The following is a 13,077-nucleotide window of genomic DNA, read 5'->3' as shown; positions in this document are numbered from 1 at the left end:
CGATCCCTCCGACCCGCGCCGCCCTCCGCCTCGCCGGACCCCGCCGGGGCCCGCCGTCAGCCGCGTCGGCCCCGGCCCCGGCTGCCGCCCTGTTCCTCGTCCCGGTCGCCGTACTCCCGCTCGTCGTACGACCCCAGCAGTTCGTCCGCCAACGACGGCAGGTCGTCCAGCGGGGTCTCCTCGGCCCAGTCGGGGCGCGGGCGGCGGCGCGGTGTGCCGTCGGCGTCGAGCTGGGGCATCTCGCGGGTACGGTCCTCGGAGCCGTCGGGGCCCGCGCCGGGCCGTACGGGCGGCAGGACGGCCGTCTCGTCGACCGCGCCCGGGGTCACCGGCGGCAGGACGGCCGTCTCGTCCGCCGCGCCCGGGGCGGCGGACGGCGGCTGCGGCAGCTCGGCGGTCACCTCGGACTCGGAGCCGGTGCCGGTCCCGGACTCGCGTGTGGGACGGGCATCCGCGTCGGCACCGCGCTCGTCCTTGCCGAGCGGCACCACCGGCGTCGGGACCGTCTCCTCGGTACCGCGCGGCGCCGGGGACACGACCGGCGTGGGAACCGTCGACGCCTCCGGCATCACACCCGGCGCCGCCGGCAGGCGGGTGCCGGACCTGCGGGCCGCCGTGTCGGCCGCCGCCGCTGCCTCGGCCGCCTGACGGCGTGCCTCCTCGGCACGCAGCAGCGCCTCCTCGGCCTTGCGCTGCTTCTCCAGGCGCCGCGCCTCCTCCTCGGCGCGCAGCCGGGCCTCCTCCTCGGCCTGCTTGCGGCGCCGCTCCTCCTCGGCCCTGCGGCGGGCCTCCTCCTCGGCGCGGGCCTTCTCCTCGGCGAGCAGCCGCAGGCGCTCCTCCTCCGCGCGCCGGGCGGCCTCCTCGGCCCGCTGCCGGGCCTCCTCCGCCTGCCGCTCGGCCTCGCGGCGCTGCGCCTCCTCCAGCTCGCGGCGCTTGCGCTCCTCCTCCTCGGCACGCAGCTTGGCGAGCTGCTCCTGGCGCTCCCGCTCCAGGCGCTCCTCCTCGGCCTTGCGGGCGGCCTCTTCCTCGGCCTTGCGGCGAGCCTCCTCCTCGGCCTTCTTCCGCGCCTCCTCCTGGGCCTCGATCTCGGCCTCGGACAGCGGCAGCACGGTGTCGAGCCGGTGCCGGATCACGGTGGTGACGGCCTCGGGCTCCTGACCGGCGTCCACCACCAGGTAGCGGCCGGGGTCGGCGGCGGCCAGCGTGAGGAAACCGGCCCGCACGCGCGCGTGGAACTCCGCCGGCTCCGACTCCAGCCGGTCAGGCGCCTCGGTGAACCGCTCGCGGGCCGTCTCCGGGGAGACGTCCAGCAGGACGGTGAGGTGCGGGACGAGGCCGTCGGTGGCCCAGCGGTTGATGCGGGCGATCTCGGTCGGGGACAGGTCGCGGCCGGCGCCCTGGTAGGCGACGGACGAGTCGATGTAGCGGTCGGAGATGACGACCGCGCCGCGCTCCAGGGCGGGGCGTACGACCGTGTCGACGTGCTCGGCGCGGTCGGCGGCGTACAGCAGCGCCTCCGCGCGGTGCGACAGGCCCGCCGAGGACACGTCCAGCAGGATCGAGCGCAGCCGCTTGCCGACCGGCGTGGCACCCGGCTCGCGGGTGAGCACGACCTCGTGGCCCTTGGCGCGGATCCACTCGGCGAGGGCCTCGGCCTGGGTGGACTTGCCGGCGCCGTCGCCGCCCTCCAGGGCGATGAAGAAGCCGCTCGTGGCCGGTGCCTCGACCGGGTCGTCGCCGCCGAGCAGCGCGTCCTTGAGGTCCTGGCGCAGCGGGATGCCGGAGCGGTCGTCGACCTTGGCGAGCACCAGCGCGGCGACCGGCAGCAGCAGCGCGCCGACCAGCATCAGCGTGAAGGAGGCTCCGCCGTGCGCGAAGACGAACCGGCCGTTCTCCAGGCGGTGGCGGCCGATGAGCCCGGCGACGACGGGCGCGATCAGGACGGCGAGCGCAATGGAGACGCGCACCACGGCGTGCAGGTGCTCGGTGACGCGCGCCCGGCGGAAGTCCTCGGTCTCCTGGTCGAGCAGGGCGTGCCCGGTGTTCGCCGCCACGCCCGCGGTGACGCCGGCGCCGGCGACGATCAGCAGCACCGTGGTGACGTCCGGGACCAGGCCGGCGGCCAGCAGGGCGATGCCGGTGAAGGCGATCGCGAGGGCGAGGAGCCGGCGGCGCGAGAGCGAGGGCAGCAGCGCGGGGGCCGTACGGATGCCGACGGCGACGCCGCCGGTCAGGCCGAGGACCAGCAGGCCGTACAGGACCGGGCCGCCGCCCAGGTCGGTGGCGTGCAGCACGCACACCGAGACGGCGGCGGCGATGGCGCCGGCGACGGCGGCGCAGGCCGGGACCAGCAGCGGGATCGCGCCCGTACGGCCCTTGTCGACGCCGGTGCCGGTGCGCGGGCGACGCAGGCCCTCCAGCGGGGACCGCGCGCGCGGGGTGCGCACACCAGGCAGTTCGAGCGAGGTCAGCACGGACAGGGAGGCGGCGAACAGGCCCGCCGCGACGTACGAGCCGAGGGCCGCGTGGTGCTGGTCGAACCAGGCCACGCCCGTGCCCAGCAGGTTGTTGAGCAGTCCGGCGAGGACCAGGGCGGCGGCGGCCAGCGGGACGGCCAGGAAGCCGGTGCGCAGCGACAGCCGGCGCAGGGCGTCCATGTGGTCCGGCAGCGGCCGTACGGTGGCGCCCTCCGGGGGCGGGCCGGGCAGCAGGGCGGGGGCCGCGCTCTCCCGGCACACCGTCCACAGGCGCTCGGCGACGCCGGTGACGAAGGCGGTGACGAGCAGGACGGCCAGGGCGTTGTCCGGCGTCCAGTCGATCCACAGGGGCGCGACGATCAGCAGCAGGGCGCGCACGGCGTCGGCGCCGACCATGGTCCAGCGCCGGTCGAGCGGGCCCTCCTGGCTGGTGAGCGAGGTCAGGGGGCCGAGCAGGACGGCGCCGAAGAGCAGGGTGGCGAGCACGCGCGCGGCGAAGACGGTCGCCACTGCGAACGCCACGCCTCGGTATCCCCCGCCGAACGCGCCCTGGGCGATCGCCGCCTGGAGGACGAGGACGACCAGGACGAGAAGGGCGAGGGCGTCACCGGTGCCGCCGACCAGATGTGCGCTCCACAGGCGCCGCAGTTCCGGTCGGCGCAGCAGGGAGCGGACGGCACGCTCGCGGGAGTCCGCGACCAGGGCTTCGTCCGGTTCTGTGGTGGGGGCCGTTGGCTGCTCGGCTCGCGTCATGCGTTCAGCCTATCGGCAGCCACCGACAGGACACGTCTCCTGCCCTGGCATGGGCACGCCCCGACACCAAAGTGATGCCGGGGCGTACCCAAGTGACACCGGGCGGGGCGCTTCGCGAAGCCGAACGGAAACCCGGAGGCGAAACCGCGCGGCGGATCAGTCCTCCGTGCCGGAAGCCGTCGCCTTGGCGGCGGTGGCCTTCTTGGCGGTGGTCTTCTTGGCCGCCGTGGTCTTCTTCGCGGCCGCGGTCGTCTTCTTCGCCGCCGTCTTCTTGGCCGCGGTCTTCTTCGCCGGGGCCGTCTTCTTGGCCGGCGCCTTCTTCGCGGTCTTCTTGGCGGGCCCCTTCGCGCGCTTCTCGGCGAGCAGCTCGAAGCCGCGCTCCGGGGTGATCGTCTCGACGCTGTCGCCGGAGCGCAGGGTCGCGTTGGTCTCGCCGTCGGTGACGTACGGACCGAAGCGGCCGTCCTTGACCACGACCGGCTTCTCGCTGACCGGGTCGGTGCCCAGCTCCTTCAGCGGCGGCTTGGCGGCCGCGCGGCCACGCTGCTTGGGCTGGGCGTAGATCGCCAGCGCCTCCTCCAGCGTGATCGTGAAGAGCTGGTCCTCGGACTGGAGCGAGCGCGAGTCCGTGCCCTTCTTCAGGTACGGGCCGTAGCGGCCGTTCTGCGCGGTGATCTCCTGGCCCTCGGCGTCGACGCCGACGACGCGCGGCAGCGACATCAGCTGCAGCGCCTCCTCCAGCGTCACCGTGTCGAGCGACATGGACTTGAAGAGCGAGGCCGTGCGCGGCTTGACCGCGTTCTTGCCGGTCTTCGGGGTGCCCTCGGGGAGGATCTCCGTGACGTACGGGCCGTAGCGGCCGGCCTTGGCGACGATCTGGTGGCCCGTGACCGGGTCGGCACCCAGCTCGAAGTCGCCGCTGGGCTTGGCCAGCAGCTCCTCGGCCAGCTCGACGGACAGCTCGTCCGGCGCCAGGTCGTCCGGGATGTCGGCGCGCTGGTGCTGCTCGGTGTCCTTCTCGCCGCGCTCGACGTAGGGGCCGTAGCGGCCGACGCGGAGCACGATGTCGTTGCCCACCGGGAACGACGACACCTCGCGCGCGTCGATCGCGCCCAGGTCGGTCACCAGCTCCTTGAGGCCGCCGAGGTGGTCCCCGTCGCCGTTGCCGGCGTCGGCCGCGGTGCCGTGGCCGCCCGCGGCGGAGCCGCTGTCGGACAGGGTCTCGCCGAAGTAGAAGCGCTTCAGCCACGGCACGGCCTTCGCCTGACCGGCGGCGATGCGGTCGAGGTCGTCCTCCATCTTGGCGGTGAAGTCGTAGTCGACGAGCCGCCCGAAGTGCTTCTCCAGGAGGTTGACCACGGCGAAGGACAGGAAGGACGGCACCAGGGCCGTGCCCTTCTTGAAGACGTAGCCGCGGTCGAGGATCGTGCCGATGATCGACGCGTACGTCGACGGGCGGCCGATCTCGCGCTCTTCCAGCTCCTTGACCAGGGAGGCCTCGGTGTAGCGGGCCGGGGGCTTGGTGGCGTGGCCGTCGACCGTGATCTCCTCGGCGGACAGCGCGTCGCCCTCGGCGACCTGGGGCAGCCGGCGCTCGCGGTCGTCCAGCTCGGCGTTCGGATCGTCGGCACCCTCGACGTAGGCCTTCAGGAAGCCGTGGAAGGTGATCGTCTTGCCGGAGGCGCTGAACTCGACGTCCCGGCCGTCGGCCGCGGTGCCGCCGATCTTCACGGTCACGCTGTTGCCGGTCGCGTCCTTCATCTGGGAGGCGACGGTCCGCTTCCAGATCAGCTCGTAGAGCTTGAACTGGTCGCCGGTCAGGCCGGTCTCGGCCGGGGTGCGGAAACGATCACCCGAGGGGCGGATCGCCTCGTGCGCCTCCTGGGCGTTCTTGACCTTGCCGGCGTACGTACGCGGCTGCGGCGGGAGGTAGTCGGCGCCGTAGAGCTGCGTGACCTGTGCGCGGGCCGCCGCGATCGCCGTGTCGCTCAGCGTCGTGGAGTCCGTACGCATGTACGTGATGTAGCCGTTCTCGTACAGCTTCTGGGCCACCTGCATGGTGGCCTTCGCGCCGAAGCCGAGCTTGCGGGACGCCTCCTGCTGGAGCGTCGTCGTACGGAACGGGGCGTACGGCGAGCGGCGGTACGGCTTGGACTCGACCGAGCGCACGGAGAAGCGGGTGCTCTCCAGGGCGGCGGCGAGGGCGCGGGCGGTCGCCTCGTCGAGGTGGAGGGTGTTCTCGCTCTTGAGCTGTCCCAGGGAGTCGAAGTCGCGGCCCTGCGCGACCCGCCTGCCGTCGACGGTCTGCAGGCGGGCGACCAGCGACGACGGGTCCGACGGGTCTCCCGCGCGGCCGGTCGCGAAGGTGCCCGTCAGGTCCCAGTACTCGGCGGAACGAAAAGCGATGCGCTCGCGTTCCCGCTCGACGACGAGTCGCGTGGCGACGGACTGGACGCGGCCGGCCGACAGCCGGGGCATGACCTTCTTCCACAGGACCGGCGAGACCTCGTAGCCGTAGAGGCGGTCGAGGATGCGGCGGGTCTCCTGGGCGTCGACCAGCTTCTGGTTGAGCTGGCGCGGGTTGGCGACGGCCTCGCGGATCGCGTCCTTGGTGATCTCGTGGAAGACCATCCGCTTGACGGGGATCTTCGGCTTGAGGACCTCCTGGAGGTGCCAGGCGATCGCCTCGCCCTCCCGGTCCTCATCGGTGGCGAGGAACAGCTCGTCGGAGTCCTTCAGCAGGTCCTTGAGCTTCTTGACCTGTGCCTTCTTGTCCGCGTTGATGACATAGATCGGCTGGAAGTCGTGTTCTACGTCCACACCGAGGCGGCGGACCTCGCCGGTGTACTTCTCGGGCACCTCGGCGGCGCCGTTGGGAAGGTCACGGATGTGCCCGACGCTCGCCTCGACGACGTAGCCGGGGCCGAGGTAGCCCTTGATCGTCTTCGCCTTGGCAGGCGACTCGACGATGACGAGTCGGCGGCCGCCCTGTGCGGTCTCGCTGGTCGGGGACAACTTCGCTCTTCTCTCCGGTCGACGCTGTGGCCTCCCCAGGCCTTCGTCCCGGGGTCGCGGCGTACTGCTGGCACGTGTGACGCTGCGGAGTGTGACGGTACATCCCGCCCCCGTGTCAAACGGGAAAAGCCCACAACGGCCACTCGAACGGTAACCCGACTACCGGCATTCCTGCCGCCCGGACCGTCCCGCGGCCCCGTGCCCCATGTCCGGAGCGTGACGCTCCCCTTACTCCCGCGACAGGCCGTCGGGGGGACGCCTGCCGACGTCAGAGGCGGGTCAGGCAGTACACACCGAGGGCGAGCGCGGCCGTTCCGGCGACGCTCGCGAGGGTGGCCGATGCGACTCGGTTCACACCGTGGGCCACCGGTTCCCCGCGCCGGACCCGGGTGCCGGTCCAGGCCAGCAGGGCGCCTCCGAACAGGGCGAACACCACTCCCGCGAAGATCGCCGGCCCGCTTTCCATCCCCCGCGCTCCCCTTCCGTGTCTCCGGCTCCGCCCAGCGCGGGGAGGGTGGCACGCGCGGGAGACGGGCGGGCGACATCGGGGTGAACGGCGGACCCCCTTGCGATCGAACATGCGATCGAATTCTGCTCGGGCACACATGCCATCCGCATTTTCCGGCCTTTTTGCATCCGACCGCGCCGAGCGGCGTGCCGGGGCCCCGGCACGGCACGGTCGCCGCCCGGTGGACCCCGGTCTTTCGGCTTCCGCCGACCGCCGGGACGCTCCGGGGCGGTGTCAGCGCACCGGCTCCAGGAAGCCCTGTTCCACGAGCAGGCGGATCTGGGCCGGGGTGCGGTCGCGGAGCAGGACCGGGTTCTCGTCCATGAGCTGGGCGATGGCGTCCAGGATCCGGCCCGCGCTGAGCGTGCCGTCGCACACACCCGCGAAGCCCGCGCCGATCGTGTCCACCTTCGTGGCCCGGCGCATGCCGCGGTGCTGGCGCAGCACCACGTGCTCCGGGTCCTCGGCGCCGGGCAGGCCGACCTGCTCCTGGACCACCTCGGCGGTCAGCCTGAAGTGGCCGTCGAGCAGCGCCGCGTCGTCGTGCTCGCGGAGATAGTCGAGGCGCTCGAAGTGCGCCCGGATCGTGTCCCCGAGAGGCTGCTCGACCGGATGCGGCCACTCCTCCACGGTGACGACGGGCTCGGCGGAACCCGTCCGGCGCAGGGTGATCCAGCCGAAGCCGACCGCCTTGACCTTGCGCGCCTCGAACTCGTCGAGCCAGGCGTCGTAACGCGCCTGGTACTCCGCCGGATCCCCGCGGTGGTCACCGGCGTCCCTCAGCCACAGCTCGGCGTACTGCGTGACGTCCTGCACCTCGCGCTGCACGATCCAGGCATCGCACCCGCGCGGCACCCACGACCTGAGTCTGTCCTGCCAGTCCTCCCCTGCCACGTGCTGCCAGTTGGCGAGGAACTGCGCGAACCCGCCCTCGTTCAGCCGTTCCCCCGCCTGTTGAACGAGCGAGCGGCACAGATCGTCCCCGCCCATCCCGCCGTCCCGGTACGTCAGCCGGGCGCCGGGAGAGATGACGAAGGGCGGGTTGGAGACGATCAGGTCGTACGTCTCGTCGTCCCGGACCGGCTCGAAGAGCGAGCCCTCACGCAGCTCGGCCGCCGGTGCGCCGGACAGCGCCAGCGTGAGCGCGGTGATGTGCAGCGCGCGCGGGTTGAGATCCGTCGCAATCACGCGCGTGGCGTGCTGGGCGGCGTGCAGCGCCTGGATGCCGGAACCGGTACCGAGGTCCAGGGCCGAGGCGACCGGGGTACGGACGGTGATGCCGGCGAGGGTCGTGGAGGCGCCGCCGACGCCCAGGACGACGCCCTCTTCGTGCTGCCCGATGCCGCCCGCACCACCCACCGCGCAGCCCAGGTCGGAGACGATGAACCAGTCCTCGCCGGCGGGGCCGCCGTAGGGCCGTACGTCCACGGTGGCGGCCACCTCGTCGCCGCCCACGCGCGTGAGCCACCCGGTGTGCACGGCCTCCTCGGCCGGCAGAACGGCGGCCACGCGCGCGTACGGCACCGGTTGCTGGAGCAGGAAGAGCCGTACGAGCGTCTCCAGCGGCGTGTCGCCGCGGGTCGCCCGCAGAGCGGGCACGGTCTCGCTGCGGGCCAGCGCCGCGTACGCGGGGGCGCCGAGCAGGTCGAGCAGCCCGTCGGCGGTGAAGGAGGCGGCCAGCAGCGCCTCCCGCAGGCGCGCGGCGGCGCCCGGCCGGTCGGAGGCGGGCAGGGGGGCGAGTCCGGTGTCAGTCACGCCCCCCATTGTGGCCCGCGACGGACGACTCAGCCGTTGGCGGACGTCGGCGAGGCCGAGCTCGACGCGGAGCTCGACCCGGAGGTCTTCGTGCAGCCCGCCTGCTTGGCCACCGCCTCGTTGACGTCGCCCTTCTCCAGGTTCTTCAAGGCGGTGATCACGCTGTCGTACTGCGTCAGCACCACCTTCATCCGGTCCGAGAGGTCACTCAGGCCGGAGGCGAACTTCGTCTGGTCCTTGGTGTCGAGCCCGTCCACCCGCTTCTTCAGGTCGGCGTACGCGGCCGACAGGGCCGTGAGCTTCTTGACGGCGTCCTGCTGCTTCTGCGCGCCGCCCTCGACGCCCGGAGGCGCCCCGGCGCCGTCCAGGGTGGCCGCGCGCGCCTTGAAGCCGTCGGCCAGGTCCTGGAAGGCCTGGGAGTCGGTCTGCTGGACGTCCTTCGGCGGCCCGTCCTTGGCGACCTTCGACAGCGCGTCGTAGGCACCCGAGATCTTCGCCTGCTGCGCGGGCAGCGGCTGGCACACGGACTTGGCCCAGGCGACCATCTTGGGGTCGGGCCCCTTGGCGCCACTGCTGCCGCTGCCGCTGCCGGTGCATCCCGTCAGCGCCACTACCAGTACCGCACCGCCGGACAGTGCGGCCGCGAGCTTCTTGTTCACCGGATCGGTCCCTTCCATGGCTCTCGGCCCACGGACCCTACACGTCGGGCGCACACCCCTCACATCCCGTACGCCCCCTAAAGCGCCCCTTATGACGCTTTGCACCAAGAGAGCCGAGAGAGAGAAGGCTCACCACGCGGGCGGGCCCGCAGCCGACCCGCGGACGTCCCGCACACTCCCCCGCAGACGCGGGTGGGCGGACGGCACGTCAACACGCGCCGCCCGCCCACCCGTTGCGCAGGGCTACTGGAACGAACCAGCGGTACGGCTACGAAGCCACCGCTGTACTGGCCGAGTTGGCGACCCGCTCGGCACTCTCGTCGTCGCCCACGGCGATGCCGCGCCGCTTGGAGACGTACACGGCGATGACGATCACGGCGAGCGAGAGGGCCGAGATCAGGATCCGTACGCCGATGTTCTTGTCGGCGCCGTAGGAGAACTTGATCACCGCGGGCGCGATGAGCAGCGAGACCAGGTTCATGACCTTCAGCAGCGGGTTGATGGCCGGGCCGGCGGTGTCCTTGAACGGGTCGCCGACGGTGTCGCCGATCACCGTGGCCGCGTGGGCGTCGCTGCCCTTGCCGCCGTGGTGGCCGTCCTCCACCAGCTTCTTGGCGTTGTCCCAGGCGCCGCCGGAGTTGGCGAGGAACACCGCCATCAGCGTGCCCGCGCCGATCGCGCCGGCGAGATAGGAGCCGAGCGCGCCGACGCCCAATGTGAAGCCGACGAAGATGGGCGCCATCACGGCGAGCAGACCCGGGGTGGCCAGCTCCCGCAGGGCGTCCTTGGTGCAGATGTCGACGACACGCCCGTACTCGGGTTTCTCGGTGTAGTCCATGATCCCGGGGTGCTCGCGGAACTGCCGCCGCACCTCGAACACCACCGAACCCGCCGAGCGCGACACGGCGTTGATGGCCAGTCCGGAGAAGAGGAAGACGACCGCGGCGCCCGCGATGAGGCCGACGAGGTTGTTGGGCTGCGAGATGTCCAGCGACAGACTCAGCGGTGAACCGGGCCCGGTGAGCTTCTCCCCCACGTTCTGCACGTTGGTGGTGATGGCGTCCCGGTACGACCCGAACAGCGCCGAGGCCGCGAGGACGGCGGTGGCGATGGCGATGCCCTTGGTGATGGCCTTGGTGGTGTTGCCGACCGCGTCCAGGTTGGTGAGCACCTGGGCACCCGCGCCCTCGACGTCACCGGACATCTCGGCGATGCCCTGGGCGTTGTCGGAGACCGGTCCGAACGTGTCCATGGCGACGATCACGCCGACCGTGGTGAGCAGACCGGTGCCGGCGAGGGCGACCGCGAACAGCGCCAGCATGATCGACGTACCGCCGAGCAGGAACGCGCCGTACACGCTCAGCCCGATGAGCAGCGCGGTGTAGACGGCGGACTCCAGACCGAGCGAGATGCCGGACAGCACGACCGTCGCCGGGCCGGTGAGGGAGGTCTTGCCGACGTCCCGCACCGGGCGCCGGGTGGTCTCGGTGAAGTAGCCGGTGAGCTGCTGGATGACGGCGGCGAGCAGGATGCCGATGGCGACCGCGACGAGGGCGAGCATCCGCGGATCGCCGGCCTTGCCCCGGATCGCCGCGTCCGTCACGCCGTGCAGGTCGGAGTACGACGACGGCAGGTAGACGAAGACCGCGACCGCCACCAGCACGAGGGAGATCACCGCGGAGATGAAGAAGCCGCGGTTGATCGCGCTCATGCCGCTGCGGTCCGCGCGGCGCGGGGCGACCGCGAAGATGCCGATCATCGCGGTGACGACGCCGATGGCCGGCACGAGCAGCGGGAACGCCAGCCCGGAGTCGCCGAAGGCGACCTTGCCGAGGATCAGCGCGGCCACCAGGGTCACGGCGTACGACTCGAAGAGGTCGGCCGCCATGCCCGCGCAGTCGCCGACGTTGTCGCCCACGTTGTCGGCGATGGTCGCGGCATTGCGCGGATCGTCCTCCGGAATGCCCTGCTCGACCTTGCCGACCAGGTCGGCGCCGACGTCGGCGGCCTTGGTGAAGATGCCGCCGCCCACCCTCATGAACATGGCGATCAGGGCGGCGCCGAGGCCGAAGCCCTCCAGCACCTTCGGCGCGTCGGCCGCGTAGACGAGCACCACGCAGGAGGCGCCCAGCAGGCCGAGGCCCACCGTGAACATGCCGACGACGCCGCCCGTGCGAAATGCGATCTTCATCGCCGTGTGCGAGACGGTGGTGAGATCCTTTTCCGTCTCGCCCGGCGCCGGTGTGGCTTCCCGGGCGGCCGCGGCGACCCGCACATTGCTGCGCACGGCCAGCCACATGCCGATATAGCCGGTGGCCGCGGAGAAGACCGCGCCGATCAAGAAGAACACCGATCGTCCGGCCCGCTGATTCCAGTCGTCTGCGGGCAGCAGCATGAGCAGGAAGAAGACGACGACGGCGAATGCGCCGAGTGTGCGCAACTGCCGGGCGAGATACGCCTTCGCGCCTTCCTGGACCGCCTCGGCGATCCGCTTCATGCTGTCGGTGCCCTCGCCCGCGGCCAGCACCTGGCGCACCAGGATCGCCGCGACCACCAATGCGGCCAGGGCGACCACGGCGACGACGGCCACGAGGATGCGGTTGTGGTCGGTCAGGACCGCGGCCGCGAGGTCGGTCGAGTGAACCGATGGAGAAGTAGAAAGCCCCGCCATTCGTCCTCCTTGACGCTTGGACTGAGCTCAAGATGTGGACGGATTCTAGGTACCTCGGAGTGATCTCAACAGAGCGCGGTAAACGGAATTAGCCTAACCGGCTCATCGGCAAATGATCGAGACCGCGCCAGACAACCTGAATGGAGTAATGCCCCCGGGGCATTGACGGTGATCGTGAATTCCTTCACGAATTCGGAAGGATCTCTGTTCGTGCCGGAAAAACACCGAGGGCCCTACTCGGCAGGGCCCTCGTGAAGTGGTGCGACGGCTTTCAGAGCACGACCGCCGCCGGCGGTGTGGTCGGCCAGGTCATGCGGATCAGGCCGCCGTCCTGCCCGGTGGTGACCTCCACGTCGTCGACGAGGCCGCTGATGACCGCGAGGCCCATCTCGTCCTCCTCGACGTCCGCCTCGCCGTCCTGCGCCCCGCCGGGCGCGTCCGGGGTGGCGTGCGGGGCCTCGTCGCCGACCTCGATGGAGAACTGTTTCTCCTCTTCGATCAGCGCCACCTTCACGGGTGCCGAGATGCCGCTGCTCTGGTGCAGCCCGACGGCACGGGAGCAGGCCTCGCCCACGGCGAGCCGGACCTCGTCCAGGACGGCCTCGTCCACTCCGGCCCTGCGTGCCACCGCGGCCGCCACCAACCGGGCGGTCCGGACGTGCTCGGGCAGCGCGCTGAAGCGGAGTTCGACAGTGGCCATGCATCCCCCTCGCGGCTATGGGCGTGCGGTCGGGACGCGGGGCCACCGAGCGCCCGCACCCCAGATGTACGTCGGTGTCCGGGCCACGTCATCGGCCCGGACGGGACCACCCGGCGCCGGACTCCCGGCAGGAGCCCGACGCCGACGGACGATCCAGGTCAGTCGGTGGCCGCCACCGCTTCCTCGACCGAGGTGTGGATCGGGAACACCTTGGTGAGGCCGGTGATACGGAAGATCTTGAGAATGCGCTCCTGGTTGCAGACCAGGCGCAGCGAGCCCTCGTGGGCACGCACACGCTTCAGGCCGCCGACCAGCACGCCGAGCCCGGTGGAGTCGAGGAAGTCCACGCCCTCCATGTCGACGACGAGGTGGAAATTCCCGTCGTTCACCAGCTCGACCAGCTGCTCGCGCAGCTTGGGCGCGGTATACACGTCGATTTCGCCACCGACTCGGACGACCGTACGATCGCCTACGGTCTCGGTCGACAGGGACAGGTCCACGGATCCTCCAGCACCTTGCTATCGAGCGGGTCGCCCCTC

The 13,077-nt window shown here is 71.8% G+C and carries 8 protein-coding genes; all 8 read right to left on the bottom strand.

Annotated features, from left to right (window positions below):
- Positions 1 to 56: 56 nt before the first annotated feature.
- The 8 genes from tmk to bldG all read right to left on the bottom strand — a co-directional run bounded on the left by tmk (position 57) and on the right by bldG (position 13,038).
- A complete protein-coding gene (tmk, locus tag ACZ4MF_RS06810; protein ID WP_467490448.1) occupies positions 57 to 3,230 on the bottom strand; it encodes a dTMP kinase in 3,174 nt (1,057 codons plus the stop codon).
- A gap of 156 nt (positions 3,231 to 3,386) precedes the next feature.
- The gene (gene topA, locus ACZ4MF_RS06805; RefSeq protein ID WP_467490447.1) at positions 3,387 to 6,245 is read right to left on the bottom strand and encodes a type I DNA topoisomerase; all 2,859 of its coding nucleotides are present in this window, start codon (positions 6,243 to 6,245) and stop codon (positions 3,387 to 3,389) included.
- A gap of 268 nt (positions 6,246 to 6,513) precedes the next feature.
- A complete protein-coding gene (locus ACZ4MF_RS06800) occupies positions 6,514 to 6,711 on the bottom strand; it encodes a hypothetical protein (RefSeq protein WP_467490446.1) in 198 nt (65 codons plus the stop codon).
- Between the two features lie 276 nt (positions 6,712 to 6,987).
- Positions 6,988 to 8,517, bottom strand: coding sequence for a DUF7059 domain-containing protein (locus tag ACZ4MF_RS06795; protein ID WP_467490444.1), 1,530 nt, complete (start codon positions 8,515 to 8,517; stop codon positions 6,988 to 6,990).
- Positions 8,518 to 8,537: 20 nt separating this feature from the next.
- Positions 8,538 to 9,167 carry a small secreted protein gene (locus tag ACZ4MF_RS06790; RefSeq protein WP_467490442.1) on the bottom strand — a complete coding sequence of 210 codons (630 nt, stop codon included), beginning with the start codon at positions 9,165 to 9,167 and terminating at the stop codon, positions 8,538 to 8,540.
- A 268-nt stretch (positions 9,168 to 9,435) separates the two neighbouring features.
- A complete protein-coding gene (locus ACZ4MF_RS06785) occupies positions 9,436 to 11,838 on the bottom strand; it encodes a sodium-translocating pyrophosphatase (protein WP_467490440.1) in 2,403 nt (800 codons plus the stop codon).
- Positions 11,839 to 12,109: 271 nt separating this feature from the next.
- Entirely contained in the window at positions 12,110 to 12,538 is a 429-nt protein-coding gene (locus ACZ4MF_RS06780) for an ATP-binding protein (protein ID WP_467490438.1), read from the bottom strand.
- Positions 12,539 to 12,696: 158 nt separating this feature from the next.
- Positions 12,697 to 13,038 (bottom strand): anti-sigma factor antagonist BldG, encoded by a 342-nt coding sequence (bldG, locus tag ACZ4MF_RS06775; protein WP_023547751.1) that lies wholly within the window; start codon positions 13,036 to 13,038, stop codon positions 12,697 to 12,699.
- Between the last annotated feature and the right edge of the window lie 39 nt (positions 13,039 to 13,077).

It is taken from the genome of Streptomyces sp. NPDC025793 (assembly GCF_055558375.1).
This window is presented reverse-complemented; position numbering and strand designations above follow the sequence as displayed.